The sequence below is a fragment of the Allobosea sp. 05T439 genome, from assembly GCF_056396005.1.
The window spans coordinates 15,391-33,759 of record NZ_JBFTKP010000035.1 but is presented as its reverse complement, the minus strand read 5'-3'; the positions used below and the strand labels follow the sequence as shown (position 1 = coordinate 33,759).

At 65.5% G+C, this 18,369-nt stretch carries 20 protein-coding genes and 1 tRNA gene; 9 read left to right on the top strand and 12 right to left on the bottom strand.

Translation table 11 applies throughout. The annotated features are described in order from the left end of the window. Window position 1: 1 nt before the first annotated feature. The 3 genes from AC1DIO_RS27710 to AC1DIO_RS27700 all read right to left on the bottom strand — a co-directional run bounded on the left by AC1DIO_RS27710 (window position 2) and on the right by AC1DIO_RS27700 (window position 1,886). Window positions 2-268: a DUF3253 domain-containing protein gene (locus AC1DIO_RS27710; RefSeq protein WP_441508480.1), complete on the bottom strand. Its 267-nt coding sequence runs from the start codon at window positions 266-268 to the stop codon at window positions 2-4. A 129-nt stretch (window positions 269-397) separates the two neighbouring features. Then, complete coding sequence (locus AC1DIO_RS27705) at window positions 398-1,096, bottom strand: alpha/beta hydrolase (RefSeq protein WP_476854394.1); 699 nt, start codon at window positions 1,094-1,096, stop codon at window positions 398-400. Between the two features lie 100 nt (window positions 1,097-1,196). After that, entirely contained in the window at window positions 1,197-1,886 is a 690-nt protein-coding gene (locus AC1DIO_RS27700) for a DUF599 domain-containing protein (RefSeq protein WP_441508479.1), read from the bottom strand. A gap of 110 nt (window positions 1,887-1,996) precedes the next feature. On the opposite strand from AC1DIO_RS27700, the gene AC1DIO_RS27695 reads away from it, so the two are divergent. The 3 genes from AC1DIO_RS27695 to AC1DIO_RS27685 all read left to right on the top strand — a co-directional run bounded on the left by AC1DIO_RS27695 (window position 1,997) and on the right by AC1DIO_RS27685 (window position 4,783). Then, entirely contained in the window at window positions 1,997-2,419 is a 423-nt protein-coding gene (locus tag AC1DIO_RS27695; RefSeq protein ID WP_441493266.1) for a rhodanese-like domain-containing protein, read from the top strand. Window positions 2,420-2,428: 9 nt separating this feature from the next. Then, window positions 2,429-2,602, top strand: coding sequence for a hypothetical protein (locus tag AC1DIO_RS27690; protein WP_441493265.1), 174 nt, complete (start codon window positions 2,429-2,431; stop codon window positions 2,600-2,602). 384 nt (window positions 2,603-2,986) lie between these two features. Beyond that, window positions 2,987-4,783, top strand: a complete 1,797-nt coding sequence (locus AC1DIO_RS27685; RefSeq protein WP_441493264.1) for an ABC transporter ATP-binding protein — start codon at window positions 2,987-2,989, stop codon at window positions 4,781-4,783. A gap of 204 nt (window positions 4,784-4,987) precedes the next feature. On the opposite strand, the gene AC1DIO_RS27680 is transcribed toward AC1DIO_RS27685, so the two are convergent. Beyond that, window positions 4,988-5,506, bottom strand: coding sequence for a gamma-glutamylcyclotransferase family protein (locus AC1DIO_RS27680; protein WP_441493263.1), 519 nt, complete (start codon window positions 5,504-5,506; stop codon window positions 4,988-4,990). A gap of 4 nt (window positions 5,507-5,510) precedes the next feature. Next, entirely contained in the window at window positions 5,511-6,683 is a 1,173-nt protein-coding gene (locus AC1DIO_RS27675; RefSeq protein ID WP_441508477.1) for an isovaleryl-CoA dehydrogenase, read from the bottom strand. 212 nt (window positions 6,684-6,895) lie between these two features. Here AC1DIO_RS27675 and AC1DIO_RS27670 point away from each other — a divergent pair, with 212 nt between their 5' ends. Both AC1DIO_RS27670 and dmeF read left to right on the top strand, forming a co-directional pair. Then, window positions 6,896-7,162 carry a metal-sensing transcriptional repressor gene (locus AC1DIO_RS27670; RefSeq protein WP_441508476.1) on the top strand — a complete coding sequence of 89 codons (267 nt, stop codon included), beginning with the start codon at window positions 6,896-6,898 and terminating at the stop codon, window positions 7,160-7,162. A 19-nt stretch (window positions 7,163-7,181) separates the two neighbouring features. Next, complete coding sequence (gene dmeF, locus AC1DIO_RS27665; protein WP_441508475.1) at window positions 7,182-8,168, top strand: CDF family Co(II)/Ni(II) efflux transporter DmeF; 987 nt, start codon at window positions 7,182-7,184, stop codon at window positions 8,166-8,168. A 22-nt stretch (window positions 8,169-8,190) separates the two neighbouring features. Here the strand turns inward: dmeF and AC1DIO_RS27660 are convergent, their stop codons facing one another. From AC1DIO_RS27660 to AC1DIO_RS27635, 6 genes are all read right to left on the bottom strand, one after another. Further along, window positions 8,191-9,186: a CorA family divalent cation transporter gene (locus tag AC1DIO_RS27660; RefSeq protein WP_441508474.1), complete on the bottom strand. Its 996-nt coding sequence runs from the start codon at window positions 9,184-9,186 to the stop codon at window positions 8,191-8,193. A 105-nt stretch (window positions 9,187-9,291) separates the two neighbouring features. After that, the gene (locus AC1DIO_RS27655) at window positions 9,292-10,260 is read right to left on the bottom strand and encodes a glycoside hydrolase family 25 protein (RefSeq protein ID WP_441508473.1); all 969 of its coding nucleotides are present in this window, start codon (window positions 10,258-10,260) and stop codon (window positions 9,292-9,294) included. 108 nt (window positions 10,261-10,368) lie between these two features. Beyond that, the gene (locus tag AC1DIO_RS27650; RefSeq protein WP_476854393.1) at window positions 10,369-11,301 is read right to left on the bottom strand and encodes a glycoside hydrolase family 25 protein; all 933 of its coding nucleotides are present in this window, start codon (window positions 11,299-11,301) and stop codon (window positions 10,369-10,371) included. 77 nt (window positions 11,302-11,378) lie between these two features. Then, on the bottom strand, window positions 11,379-12,785 hold the full coding sequence (gene mgtE / locus AC1DIO_RS27645; protein WP_441493256.1) for a magnesium transporter: 1,407 nt from the start codon (window positions 12,783-12,785) through the stop codon (window positions 11,379-11,381). Window positions 12,786-12,959: 174 nt separating this feature from the next. After that, a tRNA-Leu gene (locus AC1DIO_RS27640) sits at window positions 12,960-13,044 on the bottom strand. A 109-nt stretch (window positions 13,045-13,153) separates the two neighbouring features. Beyond that, the gene (locus tag AC1DIO_RS27635) at window positions 13,154-13,423 is read right to left on the bottom strand and encodes a FliM/FliN family flagellar motor switch protein (protein ID WP_074471588.1); all 270 of its coding nucleotides are present in this window, start codon (window positions 13,421-13,423) and stop codon (window positions 13,154-13,156) included. Between the two features lie 131 nt (window positions 13,424-13,554). On the opposite strand from AC1DIO_RS27635, the gene lipB reads away from it, so the two are divergent. The 3 genes from lipB (at window position 13,555) to AC1DIO_RS27620 (ending at window position 16,246) form a co-directional block, all read left to right on the top strand. Continuing rightward, window positions 13,555-14,256 carry a lipoyl(octanoyl) transferase LipB gene (gene lipB, locus AC1DIO_RS27630; RefSeq protein ID WP_441493255.1) on the top strand — a complete coding sequence of 234 codons (702 nt, stop codon included), beginning with the start codon at window positions 13,555-13,557 and terminating at the stop codon, window positions 14,254-14,256. A gap of 93 nt (window positions 14,257-14,349) precedes the next feature. Continuing rightward, on the top strand, window positions 14,350-14,532 hold the full coding sequence (locus tag AC1DIO_RS27625) for a hypothetical protein (protein WP_113517734.1): 183 nt from the start codon (window positions 14,350-14,352) through the stop codon (window positions 14,530-14,532). Between the two features lie 106 nt (window positions 14,533-14,638). Next, the gene (locus AC1DIO_RS27620) at window positions 14,639-16,246 is read left to right on the top strand and encodes a carboxyl transferase domain-containing protein (protein ID WP_441508471.1); all 1,608 of its coding nucleotides are present in this window, start codon (window positions 14,639-14,641) and stop codon (window positions 16,244-16,246) included. Between the two features lie 25 nt (window positions 16,247-16,271). Here the strand turns inward: AC1DIO_RS27620 and AC1DIO_RS27615 are convergent, their stop codons facing one another. Next, window positions 16,272-17,360 carry a Kelch repeat-containing protein gene (locus tag AC1DIO_RS27615; RefSeq protein WP_441508470.1) on the bottom strand — a complete coding sequence of 363 codons (1,089 nt, stop codon included), beginning with the start codon at window positions 17,358-17,360 and terminating at the stop codon, window positions 16,272-16,274. A 158-nt stretch (window positions 17,361-17,518) separates the two neighbouring features. Here AC1DIO_RS27615 and AC1DIO_RS27610 point away from each other — a divergent pair, with 158 nt between their 5' ends. Further along, window positions 17,519-18,280 carry an SDR family oxidoreductase gene (locus tag AC1DIO_RS27610; RefSeq protein ID WP_441493252.1) on the top strand — a complete coding sequence of 254 codons (762 nt, stop codon included), beginning with the start codon at window positions 17,519-17,521 and terminating at the stop codon, window positions 18,278-18,280. Window positions 18,281-18,369: the final 89 nt, after the last annotated feature.

Below are 18,369 nucleotides of genomic sequence, written 5' to 3'. Positions count from 1 at the left end.
CCTATTCGCTGCTTGGCAAGGACAGGCGGTAGACGCCGCGGAAATCGTCCGGATCGACCGGGCGACCCTTTCGGGTAATGACGAGGCGACCTTCCTTCATCATCCGCACGGCGATGCGGCGGATCGGCTGCATCAGCGGCCCCCAGCCATCGGGATGGTCGCCGCCGACGCGGCGCGCGGCATCCATCGCGCTGATCGTACGACCCAGTCCTGCCTCCGTGAGCAGGTCGAGTATGGCGGCTTCGAGGGCGTCAACGTGATCGGTCATGCCTCCCAGAGAGGCAGGGCTGCAGGATTCGTCAAGCGGCGAGGCCAGGGCGGAGGGATCGGCTTGCCCTGCCGCGTGAGGTGAAAAGCACTGCGGTCGCCATCGCGGCAGTGCGCGGAGACGAAGGGCTCAAGCCGGTGCGGTCGCTTTGGCTGCTTCGTCGATCAGAGCGGCGACTTCGGCCGGCTTGGAGGCGAGCGAAGCGTGGCTGGCAGCGAGCGTGATGACCTTTCGCGCGTTGAGGCGGGCCGACATGCGCTCCTGGTTCGCGGGCGCGATCATCCGGTCCTCACCGGAGATCTGGTACCAGGATGGCTTCTTCTTCCAGGCCGGCGCGGTGATGGTGTTGCCGAAGGTGCTGGCAAGCGGGGCCTTCTGCGTCACACCCATCACGAAGCCCTCTTCGGGCGTCAGGTCGGGGCAGAAGCTCTCATGAAATTTGTCGGGCAGGACCCAGAGATAGCCGTCGCTGTCGGGAGAGAGGTTTGCGGCCGCCTCTGGCGGGTGTTCCTGGGTGATTCCGCCCGGGCTCTCGCCAGCATCTGGGGCAAAAGCCGCGATATAGACGAGACCCACCACATTGGGCAGATCTCCGGCTTCCGTGATCACTGCGCCGCCATAGGAGTGCCCGACCAACAGCACGGGGCCCTTCTGCTGCGTCACCATCTTGCGGGTGCGCTCGGCGTCATCGGCCAGCGAGGTCAGCGGCATTTCGACGGCGTGGAGCGATGTGTAGCCCATCCGGGAGAGTTCGAGGATCACCCTGTTCCAGTGTGAGGCATTGCCCCAGAAACCATGCACCAGGACGATTGCTKGCTGCTTGCTCATGCTGGCCTCCTGATCCGCGGATCGGCTCCCCCCCGGGGCGGACGGTCTCACGGAGGTTCAGCCGGTGTCCAGAGCAATCGTTGCGGCCGGACAGCCCGAATCAGTGACCGGGGCTTGTGAAGATTCGTGCGGATTCCGACGCGAACTGCCGGCGCCACATCACTGTCAGCACTGCGGCCGTTGCAGCGAGGAACAGCCAAGGATCGATGAACCAGCCGAGATAGGCGAGTGCAAAGAAGAAGGCGCGTTGGCCGCGGTTGAAATGCCGCCCGGCGGCGATGTTCATTGCGATGGTCTCGCGGACGGCCTCCTTCGTCTCCTCCTCGTCGACCCGCTCCCTTGGCGGGATCGCGCCGAGAAGGATCGCGCAGTAGTTGAAGAGCCGGTAGCTCCAGGCGAACTTGAAGAACGCATGGGCGAAGATCACCGCAAGCCCGATCACCTTGATCTCCCAGGCCGCGCGCGAGGTCGGCGCGGTGAAGGGCAGATCGGCGAAGATCGCGACGACGCGGTCGGTCGACTGAAGCAGGGCGAGCGAGCCGCCGATCGCGATCAGCGAGGTCGAGGCGAAGAAGGCGGTGCCGTTCTGCAGTCCGTTCATCACCTGGGTATCGATGATGCGGTTTTCGCGCCGGACCGATTCCTGGATCCAGCGCGCGCGACGGAGATTCATCCGCGCGTTGAGGCTTCGCTCCCCATGTGGGCCCTTTTCCACGGCCAGGCCATAGCCAAGCCACGAGGCGACGAAGAAGATGAAGGCGATCATATCGATCGTCGTGAAGCCGGCCATGAATCGCCTCCCTTGGGCCAGAGTGCTGTCGGCATGGCCGCGCTGCAAGCCCGCGATTGACGCGATGTGCACGAGCGGCCACGGTGCCGCCGACGAGATGGAGGCCGGCAATGCCGCAAGTGATCACCAAAGGCTACAAGGCGTTGCTGGCGGAAGCCGAGGCCAAGGTCGAGACGCTCTCCGTCGAGCAGGCGAACGCGCTGGTCGGCCGTGACGACGTCGTCTTCGTCGATCTGCGTGATCCGCGTGAACTGGAGCGGGAGGGGCGCATGCCTGGTGCCTTCCACTGCCCGCGCGGCATGCTCGAATTCTGGATCGATCCCGAAAGCCCCTATGCCAAGCCGGTGTTCCAGCAGGACAAGCGCTTCGTCTTCTTCTGCGCAGGCGGCTGGCGTTCGGCGCTTGCTGCGCAGGCCGCGCAGGAGATGGGGTTGAAGCCGGTGGCGCATATCGCCGGCGGGTTCGGCGCGTGGAAGAAGGCTGGTGCGCCCCTCGATGCGCCGGAGCCGAGGAACGCCGGCGACAAGGGCTAGGTCTGCATCTTGTCCCATATCCTGATCGTTCTGCTCGTCGCAGGCGTCATCTTCCGCAAGCCGCTCGGACGCCTGCTGGCTCGCCAGTTTCCCGATCGCGCCAAGCGACAACAGGTGCTCGGCACGATCATCGTCGCCTTCCTGCTGGTAATCGCCGTCAGGCTGGTTGCCCTGTTCTGGTAGGAAATCYGGCAGGTCCGATAACGGGACTTGCCCATGCAGGGCGTCATCGCTGCGGTCCGCTTTCCAGGGTTGCCCGAAGATTGCCTGTGCCCCCGAGGTCACACATGCCCCGGTTGCAAATGAAGCGGCTTGCGCGTTCGCTGCCGATGCGGCATGTTGTTTATCTTGGCTTCAACACGCGAAAGGGGAGGGCTGAATGCAATTCATGATCATCGTCGCCACTCCCCCACGAATGTCCCGCCACTAGGTCGGACATTGCCGCGGCCCGCCTGAGGCGGTCCCCAGCCAGGGTTTTTCATCTCTACGTTTCATCCGGAGACGATCGCATTCGCATCGGCTCCACCTGATTTGGAGTCGGCTCCCGCGCGGCGCCGAATGATTTCTATGTCTCTTCAATCCTCAACCGGGCGGCAGGAGCCGTTCCGGGCCGTTCTCGGCTTCACATTCCGGCACTGGGCGCGCCGACCAGGGCCGGTTCTCGGCGTGGCCGGGGCCATGATGGCGGCGACTGCCGCGGACCTGTTCATGCCGCTTTATGCCGGCCGCCTCGTCGATGCGGTGGCGGGCGAGGGCGCCAGCGCACTCGATGCGGCGCTATGGGCGCTGGGCGCGATGCTCGCACTCGGAGCGGTCAGCGTGCTGTTCCGGCATCTCGGTTTCATCGGCATCACCGGCATGACGTTGCGCACCATGAGCGAGACGGCGCAGGAGGCGTTCGCACGCCTGCAACGCTTCTCGACCGATTGGCACGCCAACAACTTTGCCGGTTCGACGGTGCGCAAGATCACCCGCGGGATGTGGGCCCTCGACCTGCTGACCGACACGGTCCTGATCGCGCTGTTGCCGTCGCTGGTCGTGCTGGTGGGCACGACGGCACTGTTGGCATGGCATTGGCCGGCGATGGGCCTCGTCGTCTTCCTTGGCTCGGTGATCTATGTCGGTGTCACGATCGCGCTGTCGCTCAGCTATGTCGCGCCCGCTGCGCGGCTCGCCAATAGCTGGGACACGCGTGTCGGCGGTGCATTGGCTGATGCGATCTCCTGCAATCCGGTGGTCAAGGCCTATGGCGCCGAGCTGCGCGAGGACGGTCGCTTGGCGGGTGTCCTGGCAAAATGGGCGCTCAGGACCCGCCGGACATGGGTGCGCGGCACGACCTCGGGCACGGCCCAGCAGATCGTCCTGCTGGCGCTTCGCGCCGCGGTCATCGGCCTGGTCATCTGGCTCTGGGCCAACGGCCAGGCCACGCCGGGCGACGTCGCCTTCGTGCTGACCTCGTACGCGGTCGTTCACGGCTATCTGCGCGATGTCGGCCAGCACGTGCACAACCTCCAGCGTTCGGTGAACGACATGGAGGAACTCGTCGCCATGCATGCCCATCCCTATGGGGTGCCCGATCGCAAGGGAGCGACCGACATGGTGGTGCCGGCGGGCGAGATCGCCTTCGAGCAGGTGACCTTCCATTACGGAGGCCATGTCGAGCCGCTCTATCGCGATTTCTCGCTGACGATCCGGGCCGGCGAGAAGGTCGGTCTGGTCGGGCGCTCCGGCTCCGGCAAGACGACCTTCGTCAAGCTGGTTCAGCGTCTCTACGACGTCTCCGGGGGGCGCATCGCCATCGACGGGCGCGACATCGCTGATGTGACGCAGACCTCCCTGCGGGCGCAGATCGCCATCGTGCAACAGGAGCCGGTGCTGTTCCACCGCTCGCTGGCGGAGAACATCGCCTATGCCAAGCCGGGCGCCTCGATGGCCCGGATTGTCCAGGCGGCGAAGCTCGCCAACGCGCATGACTTCATCATGCGCCTGCCCAAGGGCTACGCGACGCTGGTCGGCGAGCGTGGCGTCAAGCTCTCGGGTGGCGAGCGCCAGCGTGTTGCGCTCGCGCGTGCCTTCCTGGCCGATGCGCCGATCCTGATCCTGGACGAGGCGACCTCGAGCCTCGATTCGGAATCGGAGGCGCTGATCCAGGAGGCGATGGAGCGCCTGATGCAGGGGCGCACTACCATCGTCATTGCGCACCGGCTTTCGACGGTGCGGGCGATGGACCGCATCCTGGTCTTCGATCGCGGCAGGGTGGTCGAAGAAGGCAGCCACGAGGCGCTGCTGACCCGCGAGAACGGCGCCTATCGCGCGCTGTTCGAGAAGCAGGTCAGCGAACTGGCGAAGGGGCTGGCGGCATAGATCATCGGACCGGATATCGTATCCGGTCCGATGATCTAACCATCTGTCATTGCATCGGCTTTCCCGAAAACCGCAATCCACTTTTCGGGCCGATGCATTGAGCCGCCAGACTACCTGCGGAGCGCCCTTTGCGTATGGTCGGGCTTGTCCCGGCCATACGCGTCTTCGTCTCCGGGGGGACAAGACGTGGAGGTTCCGGGCGACCTATTTCGGAGCCAGGGCCCGCGGCCGGACACCCGCGACGGGGCCGGGCGGAAGCTCCGCGCTCACATCTGGATTCAACGACTTCATGTCGAGATTCGGTTTGGTCAGAAACCGATTCAGGCCTGTGACGTAAGTCTCTGGCAACGCCCAGTGTTTGGCGCTCGCGATGACGGTTTCCATATAGCCGGGGCGCGGCTTTCCKAGCGTGCCGCTGCGGCCGACATAGACCAGGGCCCGCTTGGCGCCGCCCTCGACGATGACCGGCTGGCTGATCTTCACATAGAGACCGCTGGCGATGTCCTCGAACTTGTCGAGTGCGCGGATGTCGCCGAGCGAGCAGTCCCAGAGCACGCCATGGACGGTTTCGCGCGGATCGCGAACAGCCGAGGCATAGCCATCGCTCGTCACGATGAAACGATGGCGCGGCAGGCGCGCGAGACCGAGTGGCTTCGAACCGGGACAGCGCTTGGCCATCCCGGCGATGTCCATATTCAGACCATAGGCGAAATAGAGGGGCACTGGCCTATTTCGTCTTCTGGAACAGCTCGCGGCCGATCAGCATACGGCGGATCTCGCTGGTGCCGGCCCCGATCTCGTAGAGCTTTGCATCGCGGAGCAGGCGGCCGGTCGGATAATCGTTGATATAGCCGTTGCCGCCCAGAAGCTGGATGGCGTCGAGCGCGATCTGCGTCGCCTTCTCGGCCGCGATCAGGATGGCGCCGGCGGCATCCTCTCGCGTGGTCTCKCCGCGGTCGCAGGCCTTGGCGACGGCATACACATAGGCCCTGCAGGCATTCATCATCACATACATGTCGGCGACCTTGCCCTGGACGAGCTGGAATTCGCCGATCGACTGGCCGAACTGCTTGCGCTCGTGGATATAGGGCATGACCACGTCCATGGCCGCCTGCATGATGCCGAGGGGCCCGGCCGAGAGCACGACGCGCTCATAGTCGAGCCCCGACATCAGCACGTTAACGCCGCGCCCGACCTGGCCGAGCACGTTTTCCTCCGGGACCTCGCACTCCTCGAAGACGAGCTCGCAGGTGTCCGAACCGCGCATGCCGAGCTTGTCGAGCTTCTGGGCGGTCGAAAAGCCCTTCATGCCCTTCTCGATCAGGAAGGCGGTGATGCCCTTCGCGCCGGCGGCGGGGTCGGTCTTGGCGTAGACCACCAGCGTCTCGGCGATCGGGCCGTTGGTGATCCACATCTTGTTGCCGGTGATGACGTAGCGGTCGCCCTTCTTCTCGGCCCGTGTCTTCATCGAGACCACGTCCGAGCCGGCGCCGGGCTCGGACATCGCGAGCGATCCGACATGCTCGCCCGAGATCAGCTTTGGCAGGTACTTCGCCTTCTGCGCAGCATTGCCGTTGCGGGCGATCTGGTTGACGCACAGATTCGAATGGGCCCCGTAGCTCAGGCCGACCGAGGCGGAGGCCCGGCTGACCTCCTCGATCGCCACGACATGCTCGAGATAGCCGAGGCCTGCGCCCCCATCCTCTTCTCCGACCGTGATGCCATGCAGGCCGAGGGCCCCCATCTCGGGCCAGAGGTCACGCGGAAACTGGTTTGAGCGGTCGATCTCCTCGGCGCGCGGCGCGATCTTCTCCTGCGCGAAGGCGTGGACGGTGTCGCGGATCGCGTCGGCGGTCTCGCCGAGATCGAAATTGAACGGGCGCGGGGCGTTGGCGAGCATGGTGGCCTCCCGGAAGACGCCGCGCATCGGGCACGGCTTTGCAGCGTTATAGCGCGCTTTGTGGCCCTGTCAGGCTGTTCCAGCGCGATCTCCCGGATGGGCGTGGCCACACCGGCGGGTGATCTGCCATGCCACTTGCAGCCGGCGACCGAGAGGGGGCGGGAGCGCCGACACTCGGTTTACACATCCTATCCCCTGGATAGGATGTGAGCATGAGCCACGCACATGATCCCGATATCGTCAAGCGGCTGCGCCGGGCGCAGGGCCATCTCGACACCGTCGTGAAGATGCTCGCGGGAGGGCGCGAGGTGCCAGAGGTGGTGCAGCAGCTCCAGGCGTTCGAAAAGGCGCTGGAGAAGGTCAAGATGCTGCTGATCTTCGACCATATCGACCATCACCTGTTCGAGACGACAGGCACGCAGACGCCCGAGACGCGGCGCTCGATCGAGAGCCTGAAGGCGCTGACCAAGTATCTTTGATCCAACGGGAGTTCCAGCGATGTCCGAACTGGCCAGCCTGGCGCCGCGTCACGACCATGTCTTCCTCGGCGCAGACCACCAGGAGAACGAGCGGCGCACCTGGATCGTCATTGCGCTGACCATGACGATGATGGTCGGCGAGATCGCCGCCGGCACGCTGTTCGGCTCGATGGCGCTCGTCGCCGATGGCTGGCACATGTCGACCCATGCGGCGGCGCTGCTGATCGCGGCTCTCGCCTATCGCTTCGCGCGGCGCCACGCCCGCGACCCACGCTTCAGCTTCGGCACCGGCAAGCTCGGCGACCTCGCAGCCTTCGCGAGCGCGCTCGTCCTGGCGCTGGTCGCCCTGTTCATCGGTTGGGAATCGGTGATGCGGCTTGTCCAGCCGGTGCCGATCGTCTTCGGGCAGGCGATTGCCGTCGCGGTTCTGGGCCTTGCGGTCAATCTCGCCAGCGCCTGGTTGCTGAAGGGCGAACACGGACATGACCATGGCCCTGCGCATCACCATGACCATCACCATCATGCGCATGGTGGCGCGGACCACAATCACCATCATGACCACCACGCCGGGAGTGGGCGGGATCATAATCTCCAGGCGGCCTATCTGCATGTGCTGGCGGATGCCTTCACCTCCGTGCTTGCCATCGTCGCGCTGCTCGGCGGCAGCCTCTATGGCTGGGTCTGGCTCGACCCGGCGGTGGGCATCGTCGGCGCGCTGGTGATCGCGCATTGGTCGTTCGGATTGCTGCGCGCCTCGGGAGCGGTGCTGCTCGATACTGTGCCCGACAAGGCTCTCGCCGCCGGCATCGAGGCGCGACTCACCGCCGAGGGCGCAGAGGTTGCCGACCTGCATCTCTGGCAGGTTGGGCCAGGGCATTGCTCGGCGATCGTCTCGGTCGTGGCCACTGATCCGAAGCCGCCCGCAGCCTACAAGGCACTGCTCGCCGGGTTGCCGATGCTGTCCCATGTCACCGTCGAGGTGAACCCGCGCATCGCCGCGCTGTGATGCATCAGGAGCCCGCCCGGGCTCAGTGGATCATGTCGCGGCGCTTGAGCAGTAGATACACGCTGAGCGCTGCCAGGGCGCACAGGATCACGACATAGACAAAGCCCCATTCGTTCTCGAGGAAGGGCAGGCCCTTGGTGTTGACGCCGAACAGGCCGGTGATCAGCGTCGCCGGCATCAGCGTCGCGGTCAGGATCGAGAGCACATAGAGATGGCTGTTGGTCTGGGCGGTCAGGCGCGAGGCAATCTCGTCCTGCAGCAGGCGGGCGCGCTGCTGCACGATCTGGACGTCGGTCAGCATGGTGTCGACGCGCTGCAGCAGGCGGCTGGCGGCGCTCTTCACGGTCTCCGGCGCAGCCCGTGTCGAGGCATTTTCGGAGAAGCGACGGAAGAGCTGGTGCAGGCCGTTGAGCTGGCGGTGCAGCCTCACCGTCCGCCGGCGGATCAACCCTAACCGGCGAGCCTCGTCGCTGACGCGCTCGTCGATGACATGGTCCTCGATCGAGTCGGTGTCCTCTGTCAGCTGCATCACCGCTTCGGCCACATCCTCGATGACGAACTCGATGATGCGCTCGAACAGCATCACCGGCGAGCTCGCCCGGTAGCCGGCCTCCAAGGCGTCGCGCGTCAGGCGCGTTGCCTGCATGGCCTGTCTCCGACCTGTCAGCAGAAACCGGTCGGCGATGATCCAGTGCAGCATGCCCATCTCGTCGGCGGGGCTGTCGACCTCGCGGATCTGGTCGAAGGTAATGCCCCAGGCGAAGTCACGATTGTGATGGAGGCGCTGGTGATCGTCCTGGGTCAGGAACAGGGTCTGCGCCTCGGCGGGCAGAGCGGTGCAATCGGCGACCCATTGCTTGGCGCGGCCATGCACGAGATCGAGATGGATCCAGACGAACTCGGCCTCGGGGAGGGCAAGGTCGGGCATCTCGCGGCGAGGAAGGAGATGCGCACGGCCGTCGGAATCAAAATGGTAGACCCAGACGAACCCGGCCCGGGATTGCAGATCATGGAGCATTCCGGCCACGCCCTGGCGGGCGATTTCTCATCAGAGGTTGCGCTGCCCGGGATCAGGGCGCGCGTCTCATGACAGCTTCGTGACAGCGCAGCGGGTGCCGCAAAGTCAATCGCGGGCGAGAGAGCCGGTCACTTGTGGATCACGGTTGGCGGTCGCCTTGCCCGGGACGCGCGCGGGAGGCAGCATCTTGAGCGTCGCGCCTCCGGCAGCCTGCGGCGCCTTGGAGCCGGCCGATGTCGCAGGTGCGCGGTTGCCGGCAACCTTCGGCTCGCCACCCCGCCACTTCCGGGCGCCGATGTCGAAACGGCCCTCGCGCCAGGCTGCGAATTCCCGCTCGGACCCGAAGAACGCGTTGCGGTCGACATCGCCGGTTATGCCGGGCACGCGTCCTGTGGTGGTGAACTGCCAGAATTCCCATTTGCTACGCTCATAGCGATGGCGCAGTGGGGCCGCGGTTGAGCGCAGCCAGTAGGGATGATCGTTGAACTCGCCTTCCAGCACATCCTCGTGGAAGGTGATGTCGGTATAGATGATCGGCTTCTTGCCAGTGTGTTCCTGCAGGCCCTTCAGCATCTCGCTGATCTTGGCCAGCGCCTTCTCGCGCGGGATCTTCTTGCCGCAGCTCTCCGACTCGCCGTTCCATTCGACATCGAGCACAGGCGGCAGGGCATCCGGGTCCTTCGGGATATGCCGCTTGAACCAGCGCACCTGATCCTTGGCCGGGCGGCACCAATAGACGAAATGGTAGGCACCGCGCGCTACGCCGGCCTTCTTCGCCCCCTCCCAGTTCTTGCGGAAATTGGGGTCGAGGTGGTCGCCGCCCTCGGTCGCCTTGATGAAGGCAAAGCGGGTGCCGGCATCCTTGACCTTGGCCCAGTCGATCTCGCCCTGCCAGCGCGAAATGTCGATGCCCTGGATAGCCTGGCGGCGTGCATCGCGGACGCCGTGATGGGGCGAGGCGTCGCCCTTCTTGGGATAGAGCGCGAGGGCAGGGCCGGAGCAGCCGAGTGCAAGGCCGAGAACTGCAAGAAAGCACCGCAGTCCCTTGTAATCGGTCTTCATACGCGCCGGCATCCGCCCCTCCTGCATGCAAACAGTGGTGCGGCAGTCGTGGTTAAGGCGCGGTAAGCGTTCGCTCGGATGCGAGCGGATGATTTCAGGGTTGGTTAACCGGCGCGCCCGCTATCCGCCGATCTGCAGCGAGGACGGCACCGGCTGCAGCGCGCCGGGTATGACCGGGGCGGGCGGAGCCTGGCTGACCGGAGGCTCGAATTCCGGATCATTGACGATGCTGGGGCTGGGTTGCGCCGGAGAGGCGCGCCGCTTGGTCCACTGCCTCCGGCCGATGTCGAACTCGCCGTTGATCCAGCCGATGAACTGCTCTTCGTCGCCGAAGAACGCGTTGCGGTCGACATCGCCCCTGATGCCCGGCACGCGGCCGGTCGTGGTGAATTGCCAGAAGGCCCAGGGGCGGTTCTCGTAGCGTGTCTMGGGCTTCGCTGCCGTCGAGCGGATCCAGTAGGGATATTCGTTGAACTGCCCTTCCAGCACGTCCTTATGGAAGGTGATGTCGGTATAGATGATCGGCTTCTTGCCGGTGAGCTGCTCGAGCTCGGTCAGCATCAGCTGGATCTTCTCCAGTGCCAGCGAGCGGTCGATCTTCTGCGGGCAGGTCTTGGAATGGCCATTCCACTCGACATCGAGCACCGGCGGCAAGGCGCCGGGGTCGTTCGGGATATGCTGCTTGAACCAGACTGCCTGCTCATGGGCGGGGCGGCACCAGAAGACGAAGTGGTAGGCTCCGCGCGGCACGCCGGCCCGGCGCGCGCCTTCCCAGTTGCGCAGAAAGGAGGGGTCGATGTGGTCGCCGCCCTCCGTMGCCTTCATGTAGACGAAGCGGGTGCCGGCGCCCTTGACCGCGGCCCAGTCGATCTCGCCTTGCCAGCGCGAGATATCGATGCCCTGGACGGCATAGTTCAGGGCGCTCGCGACGCCGGGATGCGGCCGGGCATCGCCCTTCTGCGGATATCGGCCCTCGAACGCCACGCAGCCGCCAAGGACCGCGAGCGCGGCGACGGCGACGGCGAGAAATGGGGCTGAACGGAGGCGGGACATGCGACGGGCGATCATCTCGCGGAGAATTGCGGAGAAAACTTGACGCCCGGTTTACGTTACCGAAGTTTTTGCTTTCGTCACCCCAGGCCGAGCAGAAGTGTGGCGATCCCCAGAAAGGCGAAGAAGCCGACCACGTCGGTGACCGTCGTGACGAAGGTTCCGGACGCAATCGCCGGATCGATGTCGAGTTTGTCGAGTGCCAGTGGAATGAGGACGCCGGCAATGGCGGCCGAGATCAGGGTGACGACCATCGCGATCGCGATGACGGCGCCGAGGCCCGCGCTCCCGAACCAGGCGGCGGCGATGGCGCCGGTGATCACGGCAAAGCCGAAGCCATTCACGAGGCCGACGACCAGTTCGCGGGTGAAGAAGCGCCGCAGATTCCAGGCGCCAAGCTCCTGCGTGGCCAGGGCGCGGACAGCGACCGTCATGGTTTGAGTGGCGGCGTTGCCGCCCTGGCTCGCTACGATCGGCGCCAGGATCGCCAGCGCCACGACTTTTGCGAGCTGATTCTCAAACAGGCTCATCACCGCGGCGGCGAGAAACGAGGTCATCAGGTTGACGAAGAGCCAGCTGAAGCGGCTCCAGATGATCTTCCGGACCGGGTCCGAGAGCTCTTCGTCGGGATTGACGCCGCCGAGCTGTTTCACATCCTCGTCCGCGGCTTCCTCGATGACGTCGACGATATCGTCGATGGTCAGCACGCCGACGAGACGACCGGTCGCATCGATCACCGGTGCCGCAACAAGATTGTAGCGCTGGAACAGCCGCGCCACGTCCTCGAGTTCGTCGGTCGCCTCGACGACCCGCCGGTCCTCTTCCAGCAGCTGCGAAATCACCACGGGGCGCCGGTTGCGCAGCAGTCGGTCCAGCCGCACCGTGCCGACGAAATGATGGGCCGGGTCGGCCACGAATATTTCGAAGAATCGGTCGGGCAGGTCTGCGGTGTCGCGCAGGAAGTCGATGGTCTGGCCGACGGTCCAGAAGGGCGGCACGGCGATGACCTCGCTCTGCATGCGCCGGCCGGCCGTGTCCTCGGGATAATCCAGGCCCTGCTGCAGGGCGATGCGCTCGGAGGGCGTGAGCTTGTCGAGGACCTCCTGCTTGTCCGCCTCGTTGAGGTCCTCGAGAATGTAGACCGCGTCGTCAGTGTCGAGTTCGCGTACGCCTTCCGCGACGGTCTCGGCCGAGAGCTCTTCGAGAATTTCCTCGCGAACGGTGTCGTCGACTTCGGTCAGCGCCGTGAAGTCGAAATAGGAGCCGAGCAGCGAGATCAGGCGCGGGCGTTCGTCGGCGTCGAGGGCTTCCAGCAATGCGCCGAGATCGGCCTCGTGCATGTCGGCAACGATGCCGCGCAACGTCGTGACGTCCGAGAGCAGGACGGCCTGCGAGACCTGTTCGACCAGCGCGGGATCAATCGCGCCATCCTCGTCGCGAATCCTGCGGGTGGCGGATTCGTCGGGAGCGTTTTCGGCTTCGACCATCGGTCCGACTCCACGATTTGAGGAAAGGGCTTGGATTCGAGGGAAGGGCCTCTTGTGTCAGCCGTGGACTGTGCTGGCAACGCGCCGCGGCGACCTCACGTTTCATGGCCGGCAGGGCCGAAAACCAAAACGGCGACCCGCGAGGGTCGCCGTTTCAAGGCATCAGCCTGAATTTGGTGCGGTCAAGAGGACTCGAACCTCCACGGGTCTCCCCGCTACCACCTCAAGGTAGTGCGTCTACCAATTCCGCCATGACCGCAGCGGMTAAGAGAAAACCGCGGTGAGGCGGTGAACTCCGGAGCGGCGCGGGTCTAACAAATCGAATCCGCCGCGACAAGCTCGTTGTGTGGAAAACTTTGAAATCCTTTTCAGGCGGCCTCGGCAATGGTCTGCGCGCTGAAGACCGTGGGGCGCTTCAGGAGCTCGGTGATCTCGACAGAGATGCGCGAACCGCTGACCACGACGTTGCCGCGGGCGAACGGGTGATTGTTGGCGAGAATCTGGACTTCGTCGTTCTCGGTGGCGTTGAGCTCGATGATCGCACCGCGGCCCATGCGCAGCAATTTGTAGATCGGCATCTGAGTCGAGCCCAGAACCACGGTGAGCTCTACCGAAACGAGATCGAGATCGGCCTTCAAGTCCTGCCTCCGAAACCCTACTTGCGAATTCAACCAACGAAACTTGCCTGCCGGCCGGCTTCGGCGCATGAGCCTGCCGGCGACAGGCGGTAGCCGGTTAGCGATCGTTGAACAAACAGAGTTAATGCACCGTGAAGACACGTGAGACGCTTGCGGTTTCATTCCTGCCGCAGCCGGGCTCCGAGCCCGTCGAATGGGTCCATGCCGGGGGGCTTGTCGGCTATGACGAAGCTGTCGCCGAGATGGACGCGCGCGCGGCGCTGATCGCGGACGGCAAGGCCCGCGAGCGCGTCTGGCTCATCGAGCATCCGCCGCTTTATACCGCCGGCACCTCGGCCCGCGAGGCCGATCTGATCGAGCCCGAACGCTTTCCGGTGCATCAGAGCGGCAGGGGCGGGCAGTTCACTTATCACGGTCCCGGCCAGCGGGTGGCCTATGTCATGCTCGACCTGAAGCGTCGCGATCCCGACCTCCGGCGATTCGTTGCCGCCCTCGAAGCCTGGCTGATCGGCACGCTTGAGCGCTTCAATGTCCGCGGCGAGCGGCGCGAGGACCGTGTCGGCGTCTGGGTGCGCCGGCCCGAGAAAGGAGCGGATAGCGAGGACAAGATCGCCGCCATCGGCATCCGCGTCCGGCGCTGGGTTTCGTTCCACGGCATCTCGCTGAATGTCGAGCCGGAGCTGTCGCATTTCGGGGGAATCGTGCCCTGCGGCGTCAGTGACCAGGGCGTGACCTCGCTGGTCGATCTCGGGTTGCCGGTGACGCTTCCGGAGGTCGATTCGATGCTGCGTGCCGAGTTCGAGAGGATCTTCGGGGCAACCGTTCTCGCCTGAGCCTCGACTAAGGCTCTTCATCCTTCGTTCACCATCCGTTGACCAAAGCCGGCCAACCTCCCGCGGTGGGATGAATCGGAAACGGGGACGAAGATGATCCGGACAGTGATGTTCGCGGCCGCCTGCGCGGTCGTGCTGGGTGCCTGCACCACCAACGACAAGATCATCGCCGGCGCGGCTGCGGGCGCCGGCACGGGGGCCCTTATCGGCGGGCCGATCGGAGCGGTTGCGGGGGGCGCGATCGGCGCCGTGGCTGCCCCTGCGGTGGCGCGCTGAGAGCGGGCGGATTTGCGCTCGCGCCCCTGCGCATCCGCGCCGGTTGGCGTTTTTCGCGTGGCGCGCCATAACCCGGCGAGGACTTCTTCGCTTAAGGGAGCGTGCCGTGGCGGTCATCGAGAGCAAGGTCGATCTCAACTCGGCCGAGACGCGCGCCAACGCCGAGGCCTGGGACGGCCTGCGTGCCGAGCTGGCCCGGCACCGCGCGGCCGCTGCGCTCGGCGGCAATGCCAAGTCGCGGGAGCGCCATACCGCTCGTGGAAAACTGCTGCCGCGGGAGCGGGTGCTGCGCCTGCTCGATCCGGGCTCGCCCTTCCTCGAGATCGGGGCGCTGGCCGCCTTCGAGATGTATGACAAGGAGATCCACGGCGCAGGCATGATCGCCGGGATCGGTCGCGTTGCCGGCCGCGAGGTGATGGTCGTCTGCAACGACGCCACCATCAAGGGTGGCACCTATTACCCGATGACGGTGAAGAAGCATCTGCGGGCGCAGGAGATCGCACGCGAGAACCGGCTGCCTTGCGTCTACCTCGTCGATTCCGGCGGTGCCAACCTGCCACACCAGACCGATGTCTTCCCCGATCGCGAGCATTTCGGCCGGATCTTCTACAATCAGGCGACGCTCTCGGCGGAGGGGATTCCGCAGATCGCCGTCGTCATGGGCTCCTGCACGGCCGGCGGCGCCTATGTGCCGGCGATGTCGGACGAGACGGTGATCGTGCGCCGGCAGGGCACGATCTTCCTGGGTGGCCCGCCGCTGGTGAAGGCGGCGACCGGCGAGGTTGTCTCGGCCGAGGACCTTGGCGGCGCCGATGTCCATGCGAGGCTGTCCGGCGTCGCCGACCATTATGCCGGCGACGACACCCATGCGCTCGCGATTGCGCGCCGCATCGCTGCCAACCTGAACAGCGTCAAGCGTCCCGATATCGACATCGCCGAGCCGAGGGAGCCACTCTACGACCCCGCCGAGCTCGAGGCCGTGGTGCCGACCGACCTGAAGAAGCAATACGACATCCGCGAGGTCATCGCCCGGCTCGTCGACGGCTCCGAATTTGACGAGTTCAAGCGACTCTACGGCACGACGCTGGTCACCGGTTTTGCCCGCATCCACGGCATGCCGGTCGGCATCATCGCCAATAATGGCATCCTGTTCTCGGAGAGCGCGCTGAAGGGCGCGCATTTCATCGAGCTCTGCTGCCAGCGTCGCATTCCGCTGCTCTTCCTGCAGAACATCACCGGCTTCATGGTCGGCCGCGATGTCGAGACGCGCGGCATTGCCAAGGACGGCGCCAAGCTGGTCACGGCAGTCGCCTCGGCCCGCGTGCCGAAGATCACCGTACTGGTTGGCGGCTCCTTCGGCGCCGGCAATTACGGCATGTGCGGGCGCGCCTATTCACCGCGTTTCCTGTTCACCTGGCCCAACTCCCGTATCTCGGTGATGGGCGGCGAGCAGGCGGCGAGCGTGCTCGCGACCGTCCGCCGCGACAATATCGAGGCTGAGGGCAAGTCCTGGTCGGCCGAGGAGGAAGAGGCCTTCAAGGCCCCGATCCGCGCGAAATACGAGGATGAGGGCTCGCCCTATCACGCCACCGCGCGGCTCTGGGACGATGGCATCATCCTTCCGTCCGAGACGCGCCGCGTGCTGGCGCTGGCCTTCTCCGCCTGTCTCAATGCCGAAGTGCCGGAGACCCGCTTCGGCGTCTTCCGGATGTGAGGCGGGAGCGCTGGCCGCCAGGGGCTCAGCCCAGCACAAATGCCTCGTGCACGGCGCTCTGGACGCCGCCGCCCATGATCGGGCCGCCGCCGGCGACATGGATGGCGTCTCCGACCAGTGCAGCGCCGAGCCCGTGGCGGGGCGTTGGCATTGGAGCGTATTGCTCCCAGGCATCGCCAACGGGGTCATAGGCCTCCATCTGGCCGAAGACGCGGTTGGTGCCTTCGCCGCCCATGACGAAGACCTTTCCGCGGTAGAGCACCGCGCCGTGGCCGGAGCGGGCTGTTGGCAGCGGATTGCGCGGCGTCCATTTGTCGGTCGCCGGGTCATAGGCGTGGTGCAGGTTCGAATTGGTGTGGAAGGAGTCGACGCGGCCGCCGATGACATGGATCAGGGGCGCGATGGCGAGCGTGCCGGTGTGGTCGCGGGCGGTCGGCAACGGCGCGCGGTTCTCCCAGTTGTCGGCCTTGGGATCGTAGGTMAGGTGCCAGTCGATCGACTTCTTGGTGTCGGTCGTCTCGCCGATGGCGCCGCCAATGACATGCAACCGACCGCCCAGGCCAACAATCGCCGCCGAGCCGACGGGGCGCGGCAGGGACCTGATCTCGGCCCATCTGTCTCTCGCCGGATCATAGACGAAGCAGCGCGGATGCGGCTTGCGATTCTGCTCCAGGAAGCCGCCGATCGCGTAGAGCTTTCCGTCCAGGAAGGCGACGCCGACATGGTTGGCGCCTAGCGGCAACGGAGCGGCATCGCTCCAGCGGTCGGAGGCTGCCTCGTAGACATGGTGATAGGGGCGGTCGACGCGCTGCTCGGCATACCCCCCGACGATGTGCATCTTGCCCTCATGCGCCGTCGCCCAGGCCATTTCCGAGCGCGGCATCGGCAGCGGCGCCTTCGCCTGCCAGCGGCCGGGGTTGGCGGCCTTCGGGGCAGGGGAATCGAAGACGTTCTGCGTCTTTGCAAGTTCCGGCCGGTCGATGCGGCCGGGCTGGTTCAGCCGCTCATAGGCGCCGCCATGGTGCTCGTGGCCCGGCTGCTGGGCCAGTGCGGGGGCAGTTGCAAGCGTTGCCGCTCCGGTGGCGATGAAACGGCGGCGGCTCAGGCTGGTCATCATGCATCCTCCCTCGCTACAAGACTATGTCAGCCGCGGGCCTTGGCAAGCGAAAGGGCGGGGACGGGCTTGCGCCAAACCCTGTTCCGCATACTGCATACGCTGTTATGGTCCGGCCGCCTGAAACGGTTGAAATCACGGGAAACGCGAGGATACGCATGTCTGGGCACAACAAGGTCGCCATCATCACCGGTGCGGGTTCGGGCGTCGGCCGCGCCGTCGCGATCGCCTTCCTCAAGGACGGGTATCGCACGGTCCTCGCCGGGCGTCGGGTGGACGCGCTGGAGGAGACGATCAAGCTCTCGGGCGCCCCGGCCGCGCAGGCGCTCGCCGTCTCGACCGATGTGACCGACCAGGCTTCCGTGAAGAACCTCTTTGCCAGGACGAAGGAGACTTTTGGCCGCCTCGACGTGCTGTTCAACAATGCCGGCGTCAATGCACCGGGCGGAATCCTGCTCGAGGATCTCTCGCTGGAGCAGTGGCAGGCGGTGGTCGACACCAACCTGACCGGGCCGTTCCTCTGCACGCAGGAGGCCTTCAAGCAGATGAAGGACCAGAGCCCGCGCGGCGGTCGCATCATCAACAACGGCTCGATCTCGGCGCAGGTGCCGCGCCCGAACTCGGCCGCCTATACCGCGACCAAGCACGCGATCAGCGGCCTGACCAAGACCGCATCGCTCGACGGCCGCAAATACGACATCGCGGTCGGCCAGGTCGATATCGGCAATGCACTGACCGAGATGGCGCAGAAGATGACGACCGGCGTGCCGCAGGCCGACGGCTCGATCAAGGTTGAGGCGGTGATGGACGTGGCGCATGTCGCCTCCACGGTTCTGCACATGGCGAGCCTGCCGATCGAGGCCAATGTGCTGTTCGTCACCGTGATGGCGACCAAGGCGCCGCTGGTCGGGCGCGGCTGATCTCTCGGCGTCACGGCTGGGCCTGTCCCGGTCATGACGCCTTGCGTCGCCAGCTCGTTGCAGGACAGTGGGATGCCGGCCTTGAGGAG

Bases quoted from the DNA above. Each gene is read 5' to 3' on its own strand.
- AC1DIO_RS27710 (WP_441508480.1), bottom strand. From the start codon at position 268: ATGACCGATCACGTTGACGCCCTCGAAGCCGCCATACTCGACCTGCTC.
- AC1DIO_RS27700 (WP_441508479.1), bottom strand. From the start codon at position 1,886: ATGGCCGGCTTCACGACGATCGATATGATCGCCTTCATCTTCTTCGTC.
- AC1DIO_RS27695 (WP_441493266.1), top strand. From the start codon at position 1,997: ATGCCGCAAGTGATCACCAAAGGCTACAAGGCGTTGCTGGCGGAAGCC.
- AC1DIO_RS27685 (WP_441493264.1), top strand. From the start codon at position 2,987: ATGTCTCTTCAATCCTCAACCGGGCGGCAGGAGCCGTTCCGGGCCGTT.
- AC1DIO_RS27670 (WP_441508476.1), top strand. From the start codon at position 6,896: ATGAGCCACGCACATGATCCCGATATCGTCAAGCGGCTGCGCCGGGCG.
- dmeF (WP_441508475.1), top strand. From the start codon at position 7,182: ATGTCCGAACTGGCCAGCCTGGCGCCGCGTCACGACCATGTCTTCCTC.
- AC1DIO_RS27660 (WP_441508474.1), bottom strand. From the start codon at position 9,186: ATGCTCCATGATCTGCAATCCCGGGCCGGGTTCGTCTGGGTCTACCAT.
- AC1DIO_RS27655 (WP_441508473.1), bottom strand. From the start codon at position 10,260: ATGCCGGCGCGTATGAAGACCGATTACAAGGGACTGCGGTGCTTTCTT.
- mgtE (WP_441493256.1), bottom strand. From the start codon at position 12,785: ATGGTCGAAGCCGAAAACGCTCCCGACGAATCCGCCACCCGCAGGATT.
- AC1DIO_RS27625 (WP_113517734.1), top strand. From the start codon at position 14,350: ATGATCCGGACAGTGATGTTCGCGGCCGCCTGCGCGGTCGTGCTGGGT.
- AC1DIO_RS27610 (WP_441493252.1), top strand. From the start codon at position 17,519: ATGTCTGGGCACAACAAGGTCGCCATCATCACCGGTGCGGGTTCGGGC.